This is a genomic window from Pigmentiphaga humi (assembly GCF_900606115.1).
Classification (GTDB): Bacteria; Pseudomonadota; Gammaproteobacteria; order Burkholderiales; family Burkholderiaceae_B; genus Pigmentiphaga; species Pigmentiphaga humi.
Genome location: NZ_UWPJ01000032.1, coordinates 1 through 16774 on the forward strand (window position 1 = coordinate 1; position 16774 = coordinate 16774).

The 16774-nt window shown below is 66.8% G+C and carries 18 protein-coding genes; 9 read left to right on the forward strand and 9 right to left on the reverse strand.

Annotated elements, in window-relative coordinates:
- On the reverse strand, positions 1-825 hold an 825-nt coding region (locus PIGHUM_RS19975), incomplete at its 3' end, for a LysR family transcriptional regulator (protein WP_148087264.1).
- A gap of 72 nt (positions 826-897) precedes the next feature.
- Here PIGHUM_RS19975 and PIGHUM_RS19980 point away from each other — a divergent pair.
- From PIGHUM_RS19980 to PIGHUM_RS20000, 5 genes are all read left to right on the forward strand, one after another.
- Positions 898-1803, forward strand: coding sequence for an amidohydrolase family protein (locus tag PIGHUM_RS19980; protein WP_342773224.1), 906 nt, complete (start codon positions 898-900; stop codon positions 1801-1803).
- Positions 1804-1824: 21 nt separating this feature from the next.
- Positions 1825-2376 (forward strand): carboxymuconolactone decarboxylase family protein, encoded by a 552-nt coding sequence (locus PIGHUM_RS19985; protein ID WP_124081486.1) that lies wholly within the window; start codon positions 1825-1827, stop codon positions 2374-2376.
- Positions 2377-2419: 43 nt separating this feature from the next.
- Positions 2420-3220, forward strand: coding sequence for an SDR family NAD(P)-dependent oxidoreductase (locus PIGHUM_RS19990; RefSeq protein ID WP_124081487.1), 801 nt, complete (start codon positions 2420-2422; stop codon positions 3218-3220).
- Position 3221: 1 nt separating this feature from the next.
- Complete coding sequence (locus tag PIGHUM_RS19995; RefSeq protein ID WP_124081539.1) at positions 3222-4154, forward strand: SMP-30/gluconolactonase/LRE family protein; 933 nt, start codon at positions 3222-3224, stop codon at positions 4152-4154.
- Positions 4155-4293: 139 nt separating this feature from the next.
- The gene (locus PIGHUM_RS20000) at positions 4294-5265 is read left to right on the forward strand and encodes a Bug family tripartite tricarboxylate transporter substrate binding protein (RefSeq protein WP_124081488.1); all 972 of its coding nucleotides are present in this window, start codon (positions 4294-4296) and stop codon (positions 5263-5265) included.
- A 186-nt stretch (positions 5266-5451) separates the two neighbouring features.
- On the opposite strand, the gene PIGHUM_RS23960 is transcribed toward PIGHUM_RS20000, so the two are convergent.
- The gene (locus tag PIGHUM_RS23960) at positions 5452-5604 is read right to left on the reverse strand and encodes a hypothetical protein (RefSeq protein WP_160142368.1); all 153 of its coding nucleotides are present in this window, start codon (positions 5602-5604) and stop codon (positions 5452-5454) included.
- Between the two features lie 88 nt (positions 5605-5692).
- Positions 5693-5959, reverse strand: coding sequence for a hypothetical protein (locus tag PIGHUM_RS20005; RefSeq protein ID WP_124081489.1), 267 nt, complete (start codon positions 5957-5959; stop codon positions 5693-5695).
- A 99-nt stretch (positions 5960-6058) separates the two neighbouring features.
- On the opposite strand from PIGHUM_RS20005, the gene PIGHUM_RS20010 reads away from it, so the two are divergent.
- Positions 6059-7465 carry a DUF1800 domain-containing protein gene (locus PIGHUM_RS20010; protein WP_124081490.1) on the forward strand — a complete coding sequence of 469 codons (1407 nt, stop codon included), beginning with the start codon at positions 6059-6061 and terminating at the stop codon, positions 7463-7465.
- A 4-nt stretch (positions 7466-7469) separates the two neighbouring features.
- A complete protein-coding gene (locus PIGHUM_RS20015; RefSeq protein WP_124081491.1) occupies positions 7470-8630 on the forward strand; it encodes a DUF1501 domain-containing protein in 1161 nt (386 codons plus the stop codon).
- 46 nt (positions 8631-8676) lie between these two features.
- On the opposite strand, the gene PIGHUM_RS20020 is transcribed toward PIGHUM_RS20015, so the two are convergent.
- The 6 genes from PIGHUM_RS20020 to PIGHUM_RS20045 all read right to left on the reverse strand — a co-directional run bounded on the left by PIGHUM_RS20020 (position 8677) and on the right by PIGHUM_RS20045 (position 15168).
- Positions 8677-9645 (reverse strand): Bug family tripartite tricarboxylate transporter substrate binding protein, encoded by a 969-nt coding sequence (locus tag PIGHUM_RS20020; RefSeq protein WP_246013366.1) that lies wholly within the window; start codon positions 9643-9645, stop codon positions 8677-8679.
- Positions 9646-9660: 15 nt separating this feature from the next.
- On the reverse strand, positions 9661-10530 hold the full coding sequence (locus tag PIGHUM_RS20025; protein ID WP_160142369.1) for a VOC family protein: 870 nt from the start codon (positions 10528-10530) through the stop codon (positions 9661-9663).
- 13 nt (positions 10531-10543) lie between these two features.
- Positions 10544-11812, reverse strand: a complete 1269-nt coding sequence (locus PIGHUM_RS20030) for a carboxylesterase/lipase family protein (RefSeq protein ID WP_124081494.1) — start codon at positions 11810-11812, stop codon at positions 10544-10546.
- A 138-nt stretch (positions 11813-11950) separates the two neighbouring features.
- A complete protein-coding gene (locus PIGHUM_RS20035; protein WP_246013367.1) occupies positions 11951-12856 on the reverse strand; it encodes a LysR family transcriptional regulator in 906 nt (301 codons plus the stop codon).
- Positions 12857-12930: 74 nt separating this feature from the next.
- Positions 12931-14160: an MFS transporter gene (locus tag PIGHUM_RS20040; protein WP_124081496.1), complete on the reverse strand. Its 1230-nt coding sequence runs from the start codon at positions 14158-14160 to the stop codon at positions 12931-12933.
- A gap of 192 nt (positions 14161-14352) precedes the next feature.
- On the reverse strand, positions 14353-15168 hold the full coding sequence (locus tag PIGHUM_RS20045; RefSeq protein ID WP_124081497.1) for a DNA-binding transcriptional regulator: 816 nt from the start codon (positions 15166-15168) through the stop codon (positions 14353-14355).
- Between the two features lie 172 nt (positions 15169-15340).
- Between PIGHUM_RS20045 and PIGHUM_RS20050 the strand changes: the two genes are divergently transcribed.
- A complete protein-coding gene (locus tag PIGHUM_RS20050) occupies positions 15341-16123 on the forward strand; it encodes a short-chain dehydrogenase/reductase (protein ID WP_124081540.1) in 783 nt (260 codons plus the stop codon).
- A 6-nt stretch (positions 16124-16129) separates the two neighbouring features.
- Positions 16130-16771 carry a cysteine hydrolase family protein gene (locus PIGHUM_RS20055; RefSeq protein WP_124081498.1) on the forward strand — a complete coding sequence of 214 codons (642 nt, stop codon included), beginning with the start codon at positions 16130-16132 and terminating at the stop codon, positions 16769-16771.
- Positions 16772-16774: the final 3 nt, after the last annotated feature.

Consider the following 16774-nt stretch of genomic DNA (forward strand, 5'->3'; position numbering starts at 1 on the left):
GCCGGCGGGGGTGGCCAGGGTGAGGTTGTTCATGATGGTGGGCTCGGCGATGGCGGAGAAGTCCAGGAAGTCCTGGCCGGGCATGTCGCTGAGCGCGGAGCGCGGCACGATGGTGTACATGCTCTGCTCGGTCATGGTCTCGAGGATGGTGTGGACCACGTCCACCTCGGCCACGATGTCCAGCGTCACGTTGACTTCCTTGCAGGTCTGGTCCACCAGCGCGCGGATGGTGTTGGGCGCGCTCGGCAGCACCAGGGGGTAGCGGCCCAGGTCGCGGGCGAGCACCCGGGCCGGCGGCTCGGGGCGGCAGGTCTTGCCGTAGGCCAGCACCAGGTCTTCCCGGTACAGCGATTCATAGCGCACCATCGACGAAGGCGGCGGCTCGTAGAGCAAGGCGATGTCCACGCGCTCTTTGACGAGCCATTCGTTCATCTGCGAACTCAGACCCTCGGCCAGCGTCAGCGCCGCCCCGGGATGTTCGCGGCGGAAGGCCTGGACGATCTGCGGCGCCAGCCGGCGCGCGACGCGATGCGGCATGCCCAGCCTGACCTTGTCCTGCGCGGGCGAGCGGAACGCCCGCATGTCCTGGCGCGCGTGCTGCGCCAGCGCGTCGATGGCCCGGGCATGCTCCAGAAAGCGCAGGCCCGCCTCGGTCGGCTCCACGCCGCGCCCCGTGCGCGCCAGCAGGTGGTGGCGCAGTTCGGCCTCCAGCGTCTGGATCTGGCGGCTGAGCGAAGGCTGCGACACGCCCAGCACCTCTCCCGCACGGGAAAAGCTGCGCATCTCGCAAACCACGATGAAATAGCGGAGTTGCTTCAGGTCCATGCGGCTATGGTATACGTTTTTCCTATATCAGAAGTCCGCCCAGCCGCATTGCGCGGCCGCCCCGGCTTGCGCATGATGCCAAGGATTCCCCACAAGTCCTTGCACGCCATGCCCGACTGCGCACCGCCGCTCGACACCATCACGCCGCCCGCCGAGGCTCTGCCGGCCAACGCCTGCGACAGCCACTTCCACGTGTTCGGTCCCGCCGCGGCCTTCCCGTACGCCGAGGACCGCCCCTACACGCCGCCCGACGCGCCGTTCGACAGGCTGCGCGCGCTGCACCGGCAACTCGGCTTCCGGCGCGGCGTCATCGTGCATCCGGGCTGCCACGGCTACGACCTGTCGGTCACGCTCGACGCGCTCGACCGCGGCGCCGGCCAATACCGCGCGGTCGCCTTGCTCGCGTCCGATGCCGACGAGGCCCGCATCGCCGAACTCGACCGCCGCGGCGTGCGCGGCGTGCGCTTCAACTTCGTCGCCCACCTGGCCAACGCCGGATGGGACGAACTGGCCGCGATCGCGCCGCGCATCGCGCCGTTCGGCTGGCATCTGTGCATCCATTCCGACCAGGCCTCGCTGGCCGGCCTGCTGCCGCGCCTGAAAGCGCTGTCCATGCCCTTCGTGATCGACCACATGGGCCGCATCCCGGCCGCGGCCGGCACCGCAGGCGCGGATTTCCAGGCCCTGCTGGCGCTGCGCGATCATCCCGGCGCATGGGTCAAGATCTCCGGCCTGGACCGCTCCTCGAGCACCGGCAAACGTCCCTATGCCGATGCCGAACCCCTGGTCGCGGCGCTGATCGCAGCCATGCCGGACCGCCTGCTGTGGGGCACGGACTGGCCGCATCCCAACGTGCGCGGCGATATGCCCGACGATGGCGAACTGCTCAATACTTTCCTGCGCCTGTGCCCGGACCCCGCCACGCGCCGCCGGATCCTGGCCGACAATCCGGACAGGCTGTTCCGCTTCCAACCCTGACCACCCCGGAGACCTGACCCCATGGCACGACTGCAACCACCCGAGCGCGACACCATGTCGGAGCACCAGCGCCGCATCTACGACGCCATCGCCTCCGGTCCGCGCGGCAAGGTGCGCGGGCCGCTGGCCATCTGGCTGCACCGCCCCGGCCTGGCCGAACACGCCCAGGCGCTCGGCCAGTACTGCCGCTACGACTCCAGCCTGCCGCCACGGCTGTCCGAACTGGCGATCCTGACCATGGCGGCGCTGTGGCGCGCCCCCTTCGAATGGTGGGCGCACCACCCCATCGCGCTGAATGCCGGCCTGGCGCCCGGGATCGCCGAGAGCATCCGCCTGGGCGACGAGCCCGCGTTCGCGCAGCCCGACGAATCCGTGGTCTACCGCTTCGTGCGCCAGCTGGTCGAAACCCGCCAGGTGCCCGACGCGCTCTACCAGGAAGCGGTGGACGTGCTGGGCACCGACAGCGTCGTCGACCTGGTCGGCATGGCCGGCTACTACACCCTGATCTCGATGACGCTGAGCGTGTTCGAGATCGCGCCGCCCGACGGCAGCACCGTGACATTCGGCCGCTGACCGCCGCACGCGCAAGATCGATGCGAGACATGAAGGACTAGCAATGACAGGACGTTTACAAGGCAAGGTCGCGATCGTCACCGGCGCGGGCAGCGTCGGCCCCGGCTGGGGCAACGGACGCGCCATCGCCTACCGCTTCGCCCAGGAAGGCGCCAAGGTATTCGCGGTGGATCTCGATCCGGCCGCCATGGAAGAAACCGTCGCGCGCGTGCGCGAGATCGGCGGCGAGATCGAGATCTGGCGCGCCGACGTCACCGCGTCCGAACAGGTCGGCGACATGGTGCGCGCCTGCATCGACACCTGGGACCGCGTGGACATCCTGGTCAACAACGTCGGCGGCTCGCGCAAGGGCGGCCCGGTGGACCTGGACGAGGAAACCTGGGACAAGCAGATCGATTTCAACCTCAAGAGCGTCTACCTGGGCTGCAAGCACGTGCTGCCGCGCATGGTCGAACAAGGCAGCGGCGCCATCGTCAACGTCTCGTCCACCTCCGGCATCCGCTGGACCGGCTCGGCCCAGATCGGCTACTCCAGCGCCAAGGCGGCCATCATCCAGCTCTCGCGCGTAGTCGCGCTCGAGTACGCCAAGAAGAACATCCGCTGCAACACCGTCGTACCGGGGCAGATGCACACCCCCATGGTCGAAGTGCGGCTGGCCGGCCAGCGCGCCGGCGGCGACGTCGAGCAATTGCTGGCCCAGCGCCAGGCGCGCATCCCGCTGCCTTTCATGGGCGACGGTATCGATACCGCCAACGCGGCGCTGTTCCTGGCCTCGGACGAAGCGCGGTTCATCACCGCCGCCGAAATCGTGGTCGACGGAGGCATGAGTGCGCGCTGCGATTGACATGCCCCCGGTACGCTACCCCGATCCGGCCGTCGTCGCGCTGGACCCGCGCTTCGAGAAGCTGGTCCTGCCGCTGGCGGCGGTCGAGCGCATCGCCTCGGGCTGCCGCTGGGCCGAAGGGCCGGTCTGGTTCGGCGATGGCCGCTACCTGCTCTGGAGCGACGTTCCCAACGACCGCATCATGCGCTGGGACGAGGCCAGCGGCCAGACCCACGTCTGGCGCCATCCTTCCGGCCACGCCAACGGCAACACCCGCGACCGCGAGGGCCGGCTCGTCACCTGCGAACACCAGGGTCGCCGCGTCACGCGCACCGAGTACGACGGCCGCATCACCGTGCTGGCCGACCGCTACGACGGCAAACGCCTGAATTCTCCCAACGACCTCGTGGTCAAATCGGACGGCTCGATCTGGTTCACCGATCCGCCCTTCGGCATCGTCGGGTACTACCAGGGTGAAAAAGCCGAACAGGAACTGCCCTCCGCCATCTACCGGATCGATCCGCACAGCGGCGAAGTCGCCATGGTGTGCGATACCGTCAACGGCCCCAACGGCCTGGCCTTCTCGCCGGACGAAAAGCGACTCTACGTGATCGAGTCGCGCGCGCGGCCCCGCAACGTGCTGGTCTTCGACGTCTCCGCCGACGGCCGCACGCTCGGTCCGCAGCGCGTGCTGTTCGATGCCGCCGAGGGCACGCCAGACGGCTTCCGCATCGACGTCGAGGGCAACCTCTGGTGCGGCTGGGGCATGGGCACGCCCGAACTCGACGGCGTGCGCGTCTATTCCCCGCGCGGCGAACTGCTGGGCCGCATCGCCCTGCCCGAGCGCTGTGCCAACCTGTGCTTCGGCGGCAGGCACCGCAACCGGCTGTTCATGGCCTCCAGCACGTCCGTTTATTCGTTATTCGTCAACACGCAGGGAGTCCCTGCGCGCTGATCCATGCAGTCCTGGCCCGCATCACTGTTTTGACCCCGGGCACGGCGGATCCGGCTTTGCCGGTCCGCCAGGCGCCCCCCGTGAAGGGAACCCGCGCAAGCGGGCAGGGGAAGTTTCTACAACTAAAGAGGAGAACACCATGTTCCACCTTCGTCCCGCCTCGCTCCTGAAACCGCTCGCCGCCGGCGCGCTGCTGGCCGCCGCGGCCGGCGTCCACGCCCAGACCGTCACCAGCATGGTCGTCGCCTTCCCGCCCGGCGGGCCGGCCGACTCGCTGGCGCGTGTCGTCGCCACCCAGCTGGAGAAAGAGCTCAAGCAGACCGTCGTCATCGAGAACAAACCCGGCGGCAACGGCGCCATCGCCGCCAGCCAGGTCGCCCGCTCGCGCCCCGACGGCCAGACCCTGTTCCTGAGCTCGGTCGGCGCGATCTCGATCAACCCGGCGCTCTACCCCAAGCTCATCTACGATCCCGTCAAGGACTTCGCGCCGGTCTCGCTGCTGATCTCCACCCCGGAAGTGCTGGTGGTCGGCCCCAACAGCCCGGACAAGACCGCCAAGGATTTCGTCGCCCGCGCCAAGAACAGCAAGGGCATCACCATGGCCTCCTCCGGCGTCGGCAGCATGCCCCACATGGCCATCGCGCAGCTCAAGCTCTCCAGCAAGGGCAACATCCTGCACGTGCCCTACAAAGGCGCCGCCCCCGCCATTACCGACACCATCGGCGGCCAGGTGGACGGCTTCATCGGCGACATCTCCGGCCTGATGACCAACATCCAGGCCAAGAAACTCACCGCCCTGGCCATCGCCGCTCCCAAGCGCTCGCCGCTGTTGCCCGACGTGCCCACCTTCGACGAACTGGGCGTGCCCAACGTCTACGCCAACAACTGGTACGGCCTGTTCGCGCCCAAGAACACGCCGGCCGACAAGATCGCCGCCCTGAACGCCGCGGTGCAGAAGGTCATGGCCTCGCCCGAGCTGAAGGCCTATGCCGCAGCCACCGGCGTGGAACTGTCGCCCAACTCGCCCCAGCAATTCGCCAAGCTGGCGGCGGACGACACGAAGAAATGGGGAGATCTGATCCGGGCGGAAGGGATCAAGGCAGACGAGTAAGCAAAGCAGATTGCAAGGCCCGGCCCTTGCGACAAGGCCGGCGACGCCCTCGGGCTCGCCGGCCTTGTTTTTTAAGCAATCATCCGCCGCTTGGCCTGCGCCGCTTTGTTCCTGCCTCGGCAGGCAGACTTCGCGCTGTGCTCAAAGCCCATTGGCGGTGAATAGCGGATTTCTCGCTCTCTGTGCTTACGAATCAAAGAGTCCAATGTCGGGGCCGAAGCCCACGACCCCCTCGGTGACGCCGCCGACCGTCCCCAGTACAAGCACGGACGGGGCGATGTAGGGGCGCTTCGATTCGAGTTCCGGCGCCGCCGGCTGCTGGTTCGGTGTGTAATTCATACTACCTCCCTATGTATTGTGGCTAGCTTTTAACACAACATTTCCGCTTTCGCGGCATCCATTCTTGCGGTCCGCACCGGCTGACTGCCTACCCCTGCGCCTGCCCCCGGTAACTGTTGATCGCCGTCAAGGCTTGAGTGCGAGCCATGTTTTCCGTTTCGATCAGATCCTGCCAGGTCATCCAGCAATTCGGGTCAAGGACGTCGTTGTTCCCGAAATAGTCATGCACGGCGGTGTGCGCGTCATCCCATACTCGCATGGCGTTCCGGACCTCGGCAATGGTCAGCATGGCGGTCTCCTCGAAAAGAGAGCCGACGGCCAGCAATTGCCGTTCCCGGGCCGGATTCGGATTCATAAGGTTGCCGCTGGCCTTACACGCGTTTACAGCGCCCTGTGCGGCTTCGTGAAAAACTCCATGGATGGCCAGCCTGCAGGTTCGGCCACGGGAGCAAGCATGGCCGATCACAGCCCGGCGATGCCAGGCATCGCATTGAATCGCTTCGGACTGGGCGTCCGCGCTGGCGACACGGCGCCTGCCCATGCGAAGCAGTGGCTGCTCGAGCAATTCGACCGATACGAGATCCGGCCCGCGGCCTGGGACGCCCAGCCCGCCTCCGGCGAACTGGTCGGGGACCAGGTCCGAAGCCAGCGCGAAATACGCGGCGCGGCGCAGGACGAGCAGAAAACCGCCCGGGACGCCCTGCGCAAAATGCAGCGCCAGCGCTACCTCGAAGCGATTGACATGCGCACGCTGTCGGCGCTGGCCACGCCCGCGCCTTTCATCGAACGCCTCGTCCATTTCTGGTCCAACCACTTCGCCATTTCCACCGAGAACCCCGCGGTCGCCATGCTCGCGGGCAGCTTCGAGGCAGAGGCCATCCGCCCGCACGTGCTCGGCCGCTTCGAGGACCTCGTGCTGGCGGTGGAACGCCATCCGGCGATGCTGCTTTACCTCAACCAGAACGCCTCGATCGGTCCGGACAGCCCGGCGGCGCGGCGCAACGCCAAGCGCAATCCCGGCCAGCAACGCGGCCTGAACGAAAACCTCGCGCGCGAAATCATGGAGCTGCATACGCTGGGCGTGCGCAGCGGCTACGGCCAGGACGACGTAACCGAGTTCGCGCGCGCCATGACCGGCTGGTCCGTCGCCGGCCTGGGCGCGCCCGACGCGCCCGAACCGGGGATCCAACTGGACGAGGCCACGGGCTACGTGTTCCAGGCCGCCCGCCACGAACCCGGCGGCCGCCAGGTGCTCGGCCTCCGCTACGGCGAAGGCGGACGCGAGCAGGCCGAAGCCATCATCCGCGACTTCGCGCGCGCCGATGCCACCGCTCGCCACGTAGCCGCCAAACTCGCCCGCCATTTCGTGGCGGATACCCCGCCGCCCGCCGTGGTCGAGCGGCTGGCCCGGGCCTATCGCGATAGCGATGGCGAGCTGAAGGCGATTTACCGGGCGCTGCTCGACTCTCCCGAGGCCTGGCGGCCCCGGGCGGCCAAGTTCAAGACGCCGTGGGAATGGCTGGTGTCTTCGCTGCGCGGATTGGGCCGCGCCGACCTGCAGAACGTGCGGGTGGAGGCCCTGATGCAGCAGCTCGGCCAGCCGCTGTGGCGCCCCGGCTCGCCGGCCGGCTACGACGACGTCGCCGCGAGCTGGGCGGCGCCCGATGCGCTGATGCGGCGCGTGGAACTGGCCGGCCGGCTGGCGCGACAATCGGATGCCGGCCTGGACGCGCGCCGCTTGGCGCCCGAGCTCTTGCCCGGGCAGTTGGGCGAGGCGACGGCCACCGCCTTGTCGCGCGCGGAATCCGGCCCCACCGCCATGGCGCTGTTGCTGGTATCGCCCGAGTTCTTGAGGAGATGACGCCATGGCCATCGAAAATTCCCGGCGGCTCTGGCTCAAGCAGGCCGCCTTCGCCGCCGCGGCCTCCGTCTTCGCGCCGCGCATGCTGTTCGCGCGGGCCCCCACCGACCGGCGCTTCGTCTTCATCATCCAGCGCGGCGCGGCCGACGGCTTGAACACCGTGATCCCGTACGCCGATCCCGCCTATGCCTCGCTGCGGCGCGAACTGGCCATCGCCGCGGACACCGCCATGCGGCTGGACGGCACCTTCGCGCTGCATCCCTCGCTGGCCGCCACCGGCGAACTCTATCGTTCCGGCCAGGCGCTGTTCGTCCATGCCGTGGCTTCGCCTTATCGCGAACGATCCCACTTCGATGGCCAGAACGTACTGGAGACCGGCGGCTCCCGTCCCTACCAGCGCAAGGACGGATGGCTGAACCGGCTGCTGGACATGCTGCCCGGCCAGAAAGACGCGGAAGCCATCGCGCTCGCGCCGACCGTGCCGCTGGCGTTGCGCGGCAAGGGCCAGGTCGCCTCGTATGCCCCTTCTTCCCTGCCCCAGCCCTCCAACGACCTGCTGCTGCGCGTCCGGCAGTTGTACGAACCCGATACCCAGTTGCACGCGCTATGGGAGGCCGCCATGGACACGCGCGGCAAGGCCGGCAACGCGCGGGGCCGGCAGAATCCCGCCGAACTGGGCAAGCTGGCCGCCGGCTTTCTGAAGCGCCCCGACGGCCCGCGCATCGCCATGATAGAAACCGGCGGCTGGGACACGCATGCGGGCCAGAACGCCCGGCTCGCGGCGCAGTTGAAGAATCTGGACGCGCTGTTGGCCGCTCTGAAAGAGCATCTGGGCACGGCATGGGACCAGACCATCGTCCTGATCGCCACCGAGTTCGGCCGCACCGCCGCCGCGAACGGCACCGGCGGCACCGACCACGGCACGGGATCCGCAGCCATGCTGGTCGGCGGCGCGGTGCAAGGCGGCCGCGTCATCGCCGACTGGCCGGGGCTGGGCCAGGCCAACCTCCTCGAAGCGCGCGATCTGCGCCCCACGCTTGGCCTGCACACGTTGATCGCCGCCACCGCGGCCGAATGCTTCGCGCTGGATCCGCGGCGGACGTTGCAGACGCTGTATCCTGGCCAGTCGGCGGCAGGGAAGCTGCCGGGGCTGTTGAAGAGCTAGCCTGGCGTGCCAAGACTCCTGCTTCCGCGCGCCGCGCCGCGCGGCTTCAATCCAGCTTGATGCCCGACTCCCTGATCACCTTGCCCTTGTGCATGTAGTCGTCTCGAACGAATGCCGCGAATTCGCCAGGCGTGCTGCCCACCCGCTGATATCCTTTTCCAGTGATCTGCTGCGCCTCGAACTCGGGCTCGGCCAGGATCGCGGCGACATCGCGGCTGATCTTCTCCACGACAGGTTTCGGCGTCCCGGCGGGAGCGAAGATGCCGAACCACGCGCGCGGTCCCAGATCGGGAAAGCCGGCTTCCGCCAGGGTCGGGATATCCGGATATTGCGGATTGCGCCTGGGCGCGGAAATGGCGAGCCCCTTCATGCGCCCCACCGCGAAGTATTGTCCGGTCGTCGCTGCTCCCCCCAGGGTCGCCTGCACTTCGTTCGCCAATGTGGCCTGAATCGCCGGAGCGATCCCCTTGTACGGAATGTGCATAAGCTTGATCCCAGCTCTCAGCTTGAGCTCTTCGAACAACAGGTTGGGTTGGCTACCCGCACCGTACGAACCGTAGTTCATCGGTTCCGGCCGGCTCTTGGCCAGCTCGACGAACTCCCTCAAGGTATCGGCCTTGACCGAGGGATGCACGACGACCATCTGGTAGAGATCGATCAACTGCACTACCGGGACGAGATCCTTCATCGCATCGAACGGCAGATTGGCGTAGAGGTGCGGGTTGCTCGTAATGCTGGAATCGCTCGTGAACAGGAGCGTCAGTCCGTCCGGCTGCGATTTGGCGACGGCATCCGTGCCGATGATGGTCGCGGCGCCGGCCCGGTTTTCGACGATGACGGGCTTGCCCCAGAGCGTCGCCAGCCGTTCGGCCAGAGGACGCGCCATCCCGTCCACCCCGCCGCCTGGCGGATAGGGGACGATGAAGCGCACCGGCCTGGCCGGGAAATCCTGCGCCGCGACGGTTTGAACCGCCATCGCGGTCAGAAGGAACAGGAGCGAACGGATGAATTTCATGGACGACATCCTCAATCAAGCTTCGAAAATCACGGCGACACCCGCCGCCTCTTCCGCCGGCACGATGAGCCGCCCGCCAGCCTCGAGAAAGGGCACCCCGGCGCTGCGCAGCAGATCGGCCTGGGTCCGCAGGTCAGGACAGCGAAAACCCACGGCTGCGATGCCGGGAACCGGCGGATGCAGCGTCCCCGGTAGGCGCTCCAGCGCCCTGTCGCGCCCCAGCAGCGTCAGCCTCGAACACAACGGGAACCGGTACGTCACCTCACCTGCCTCAACTGTCGGCTCCAGCCCCGTGAAGTGTTCATAACGTTCACGGAAGCGAGCGACATCGTCCACGATCAGCACGGTGTCCGACAATTCGGTGCAGCCGTTCGGATGCCGTGCATAGCGAGGCTGGTAAATGAACTCGGGCGTCAAATGTCGAGCGGCCTGGATATATCCTTCGGGCGAATCGTCGGGCGAGAACTGCACGCGTTCGAACCGCGCGGTTCTCACGCCCTCGGGCGTCTCCACGTCGCGCTGCAGCGGAATAACGCCGGAGGACCCCATGCCGCATGCCTTCAGCCGGCGATCGACCGACGACAAGTCCTCGGAACCGAAGCAGATGATGTGGCCGCCCTGGTGATGCCGCAGGTATTGCTCCAGGCGCGGGCTGGGCGCCGCGGCATGTTCACTGCCCAGGATCTCGAGGTAGTTCTGCTCAAACATGACGCATCGGTTCCCGCTACCCAGGGGAGAGACGGCCGCGCCCGGTTTCCAGGCGCCCGCATGCGCGGAGAAAGGCGTCAGCACGAAACCCATGCGCTGATAGCGATCGGCCGCCGCCGCGAGATCCCGCGCCACGAGCCCGACATGATTGACGCTATGTATATCCTGCTGTGTCACGTGCGTTCTCCGGTCAGGAAAAAATGTGCGGCTGCGGCCCTGCGGTCCATCCCGGGCTTCCGCCCCGGATGAAATCCACCCATGCCCGCTGAAGGTCCTGCGTCAGGCGGCGGGCGTCCTCGCGCATCGTCCCGGACATCATTGGCGCCTCGATGAACGCGTCCACCGTATCGAAGACGAAAGGCAGCTCGATGCAGTGGCACGCGCCAAAGCGTGCCGAGGGCGCGAAATCGAAGCGGTACAGCCAAGCCGAACGACCCGACCGCACCGCGTCGCCGGCCCAGCGGCGGGACGGAGCTCCGAAGAGCGCGTCGCCTACGCGCTCCGCTTCGGGATCGACCCCGAAGGCCGGAAAGGCGGCCATCTCGTCCTTCGTGTAGCCGATCAGCACATCGACCTTGCCGCAGCCTCGCCACAGCGCTTCGTTGGCGTCGATCGGCAGCACCTCGCCATCGGCCGCCGGCCCGAACGGATTCTGGTTCCCACCGGCGGCCTTCAACACATCCAATACCCGAGGCGCCTGCTGGGCACGCAGAAAGGCGTCGATCGGCGCGGCGCGCGCCTCGCCCATGCTCCGCACGCCCGCGGCCTCCAGCATGGCGTCGGCCAACTGGCCAGCCTGCTCTGCTGACCGCAGCCCCCGCCCCAGCGGGGCGCTTTGCAAGATCGCGCGATCGAACCTGGGCGCGCGCATGAGCAGGCAGGCGATGGAAGCGGCGCCCGCGGACTGGCCCATGACGGTAATGCGTTCCGGGTCTCCGCCAAAAGATTCGATGTGCTCGTGCACCCAGTCCAGGGCGGCCTCGTTGTCCAGCAATCCGAGGTTGGCGAACTCGCCCGGCACGCATAGCCAGCCCAGCGCGGCGAGTCGATAGTTCGGCGCGACGACCACCAGATCGCCCCGCGCCGCCAGTCGGGCGCCCGAATACCAATCGAGCGCGCCGCCGCCGCTTTGATGGGCGCCCCCGTGCAGCCAGACGACCACCGGCCGACGGCGAGAATCCGGACTGGGCGTCCAGACTGTCAGGTGAAGGCAATCCTCGGACTGCGAAGCCTCGAAATCTCCCATCGCGCCACGCAGGCGCGATGGGAGCTGCGGCGCGACGGGACCGGGTCGGGTCGCATCCAGGCGGCCTCGCCACGTCGACGGCACCGGCGGCGCGAACCGCAGGCTGCCGATCGGAGCCTGCGCATAAGGTATCGCCGAGAAACGGCAGACGTCGCGTTCGCGCTCTCCCGTGACGATGCCGTTCGATAGCGCCACATCGATTCGCTCACTCATGCATGTCTCGTCTAAGCTCCGGAGAGAAGACGGCATGACGATGCCGCCGTGGCGTATTCTAGGTGCGCCCGGCGGCCAGCAGCCATGACGGTTGTGAACGGATCTGTTCGCAACCGTCATACCTTGCGGGGAAGACGATCAGGCGGAAGAATGCTCCTCGACGACCGAGGCCAGCACAGCGGCGAACTCCCGGATGTGGCGGGTGCTCGATCGCTCGCGCCGCCATATCGCCGCCAGGGGCGGAAATTCGACCTCCAGCACGGTCGGAAGCACGTGCACCGCGCCCCGCGCTTGATGCACCATGGCCACGCTGCGAGGAAGCATGCAGAGATAGACACCGCTCGCCAGCATCTCCAGCGCGAACTCGAGGGACAGCGCCCCGACCACGTCGGGCACGGCGAACTCGCGCTGCCGCAGGAAACTCTCGAGCTCTGTTCGCACGCGCGTCTGAGGCGGCGCCGTCACCCACGGATAGGCCACGCAGTCCGCCAGCCCAATGCGTTCGCTAAGCGCCAGCGGGTGGCCTGGAGAACAAGCCAGGATCACCGCATCGTCCAGCAGCGTGACGGACCGGTAGATCTCCGAGTCCAGACTGGGAAGACTACGGCTGACGAGCACGTCCAGCCTACCGGAATCGAGATCCTCGATCATGCGCTCGTGCATGCCCACCTGCACCGTGAGTTCGACGCGCGGATACTGGACGCGGAAACGCTGCACCGATTCGGCCAGGGGCCACCCGCTGAACATCGAGAAGCAGCCTACGGCCAGGCTGCCGAGATCCCCGCGCGACACCGCGATCATGTCCGTCTCGGCCTTGGCGAAGTCCCCGAGCAGGATGCGCGCGTGCCGGCACATCGTCTCGCCCAGGGCAGTGCACGTCATGCCCTTCCCCGTTCGCTCGAACAGCCGTCCGCCGACGATCTCCTCCAGTTCGGCGATGGCGCGGGAAAGCCCCGACTGAGTCATGTGCAGTTGCTGAGAGGCTTTCGATACGCTGCCGCAATCGACGATGGTCAGAATCGTCTCGAGATGACGGATCCGCAATTTCCCCTGAAACGGTCTCATAATCGCACGCAGGCTGTCGACTGGCCGAATGTGCCGACACGCCGGCCGTCTTGTCAAGCCGCCGCGCCGGCGCCTTTGCGCCGATCGCGCGGCAAGCAGACCAGCACGAGCAGCGAACATGCGCCGGCGCAGATGAAGGCGTAGCCGTAGCCTCCGCCTGCCGAAACGAACAGCGCGAACATCGTGGGCGCCACCATGTTGGTCAGGTTGACCAGGATGCTGGATCCCGCCGCGGTTTCGGAGATCGCCTGCGGGGCCGAGCGCCGCGCCACTTCCGCGATCTGCACCCCGTTCCAGCTCGCCACCGAACATCCCGCGACAAACGCCAGCAGAGCGGTGCTCCATAGCGGCCACTGCGGCGTGGTGAGCCCCAGCAGCACCGTCGTCGCCGCCGAGAAAATGGCCGCGATCGACAATGTCGCGGTAGCCGATTTCATGCGGTCGGACAGCCAACCCAATGCAATGCGGCCGATCACGCCTCCCGCCTGCATCACGGCGAACACCATTCCGGCCCGGCTCAGGGAATAGCCCAGCCCGTCGATCAGGTAGATCACCGTAAAGGTGAACCAGCAGCTCTGCGATACGGCGAACAGGCCGCCCACGATGGAAATCTTCATCAGGCCGCGGTTGTACGCCAGCGATGTCAGCGGCACGACGAGCGTGCGCAGCGACCGCCATGTCGGCATGGGCAGGAAGCGACCCGTTCTTTCGGGGACCTCGTCCAGCCCGGCGCTCAGCCGCCAGGTCAACACGGTGGGCAGCAGCACGAGCAGCGCACAGACGAGAAGCGCCATGCGCCAGCCCGCCCAGTCGACCACCATGGGCACCAGCAGCCCCGCCATCACGCCGCCCAGCGGCACTCCGGCCTGCTTGATCGAAAACATCAGATTGCGCTTGCCCGGCGGGGAAAACCTTTGCAGAACCTCGCTGCCGGCCGGGTTGGAAACGCCGTTGCTCAGGCCCATGGTGAAGCATGCCGCCAGGGCGACGGCGATGCTGGGATACAGCAGGAACGCCAGGCAGCAGGCTCCCAGGGACAAGGTGAACTGCAAGGTCCGCATCCCGCCTATCTGCTTGAGCAATGCGGAGCCCGCGATCAGCATTGCAAGCCCGCCCAGGGAGTTGCTCGCGGTCAGGTAGCCGATGGAACTGCCGCTCCAGCCGAAATCCGCGGACATTGCCGGTGCGATGATGGGAATGAACCGGGTCAGAAATGACGAAATGGTCTGCAGAGTGCAAATTGCCACTATGGGCATGAGCCAAGCAGGCGCTGCGCTGGTCATCGAGTCTCTTGCGTCGTTCTTGTCGGGAGGATGCGGGGCGGACCGAACGGCGCCGGCCGGGCTGCCACGCCCCTTGAATGATACCCCCCCCCGCACCGGATGAACGGCGTTGCGCTCGTCGAACGATGGAAGCCGGCGGTGATGGCGATTCATATTCCAAGACGGCGCGGTGCCGGCGCCGCATCGGCACTTTCAGTCGAGCCAGGCGGAACTGGCCTCCCCGATCGATGCGGCCAGCTCTTTCAAGGCCGGCAGGAAACGCTGGCGGATTTCCGCGGCGCCCAACGCGCCTATCGGGTAGATCAGATTGATCGCGCCCAGCAGCCTTTCGCCACTGGCAACCGGCACTGCAATGGCGGCAATCGACGGCTGCATGGTCCAGTCGCCCGAATTCACGCCATAGCCTCGGCGGCGCGTTTCCCGGATGACGTTGCGAACGTAGTCTTTGGTCCTTGCCAACTCCCCGAGGGCGTCGCGGCGTCTGGACAACACTTGGACGATCGCCTGGATCTCGCTGTCGGAACACGCTGCCAGGTACGCTCGGCCGATTGCCGTGACCAGCATCGGAAGGCGCTCGCCCACCATCGCGCGATGCTGGGAAAGCAGACTCGAACTGTGCGTCGACTCGCGGACGACCATGAAGCCGGCTTCCGAGACAGCCAGGTCGCTCGGCCAGAGCAGCTTGCGTATGGACGCATGCATCAGTGGAGAAGCGACCTGCTTGATCCAGCCGCGCTGCTGGATGCCCTCGGTCAGCCGCAGCAGGTCATGGCCCAATGTGTACCTTCCCTCTTCATCCTCCTGCGTCACCAGTCCGTGGGCTCGCAAGGTTTCGAGAAGGCGCTTGACCGTGGTCCGGTGGATACCCGTCCTGCGCGCCAGCTCGCTGACGGTCGAGAAACCGCCAGGGCAGGCGTTCATCGCCTTCAGCACGTCGATGCCTCGGCTCAGCCCGCGAACTTCCTTGTAGGGGGATTCGCCCCGATGCTCGTTACGCTCGGTAGGCATTGTCGGTTGAGATCTTCAGGGATAACCCGCGGTTTTTGGTGCACCAGGTGCACAGTGTTTTGGGTCGCGGTGAAGCACCGGAGAATTGGGTCGTTCCTGAGTTTACTGCGGCCGGATCCGGACGAGCCGGACCGGGACGGTCCGGAATTCAATGCATGAAAGGACAAGAATGATCGACTTACGTCTTTATGGCCACAAGGTGCTCGTGACGGGAGGGAGCCAGGGAATAGGGCTCGGCATAGCTCGCGCCTTTGCACGGGAAGGCGCGCGCGTCTGCATCGTCTCGAGGAACGAGGAGGCCCTGGCTCGTGCAGCCTCGCTCATCCGCGAGGAATGCGGGGCACAGGTGCTGACCCATGTCGAGGACACAGGCTCGGCCTCGGCGGCCGAGCGCCTCGCCGCGCGATTTCCCGACATCGACATTCTGGTCAACAACGCCGGCAACATCCCGGGCGGCTCGTTGGAAGAAGTCAGCGACCACGCCTGGCGCGCCGCCTGGGACGTGAAGGTCTACGGTTATATCAATCTGTCGCGCGCCTATCTGCCGCTGATGAAAGCGGCGAACGGCGGCGTCATCGTTAACGTGATCGGGGCTGCCGGCGAGTCTCTCGACGCGAACTACATCGCCGGCAGCGTCGGTAACGCGGCGCTGATGGCATTCACGAAAACGCTCGGTTCGGTCAGTACGGACCATGGCGTTCGTGTCGTCGGCGTGAATCCGGGCCCCGTGGCCACGGACCGGCTCGAGAGGATTGCGCGGGGCCGGGCGCAGCAGCGGCTCGGCTCGGAAGAACGCTGGAGGGAAGTCTTGTCAGCCTTTCCGCTCGGACGCGCCGCCGAAGTCGAGGAAATCGCCAATGCCGTCATGTGGCTCGCCTCTCCTGTGTCGGCGTACACCAGCGGCACCGTTCTCACGATCGACGCAGGGGCGTCGTACCGCAAATCCATTGCCTGACCCACTATGCAGCTCATCCTCGATCATCGAATTCAAGCGCTGGGCGAAGTCGATCCCCGGCGAACCGCCTTGATCGGCATTCATTGGCAAAACGACATCCTCGATCCCGAGGGCGCGTTCGGACCGATCTTCGCCGCCAGGGCTGCCGAGCTCGGCCTCGTGCCCCGCGTGCGGCGGGTCTTCGATGCGGCCAGGGCCATCGGCATGGCGATGGTCCACGTCAAGGTCGTCTATGAGCCCGGCCACGCCGGCGTTCTGCGCAATAACGCACTGTTCCGAACGGTCTGCGAGCGCGACGCGTTCGTGCGCGGCACGCCCGGTTCCGAATTCGCCACGCCGCTCGGCCCGCAGCCGGGAGAGATGGTTGTCGAGCACGACCGCATCAGCGTGTTCTACCGGACCGGACTGGCGGATGCCTTGCGCGAGCGCGGCATCGATACGCTGGTGTTCACCGGGGTCGCCACCAATGTCGCCGTGGATCACAGCGTGCGCGACGCGGTCGAGGACGGCTTCACGACCGTGCTGCTGGAAGACTGTTGTTGCTCGTCCAACGCGTCCTTCCACGAAGCCGGATTGCTTACGCTGCGTGCGCTGTCCACGCATGTGCTCGAAGCAGAACACTTTCTGGCGTGGTTGCACGCCCGTTGAATT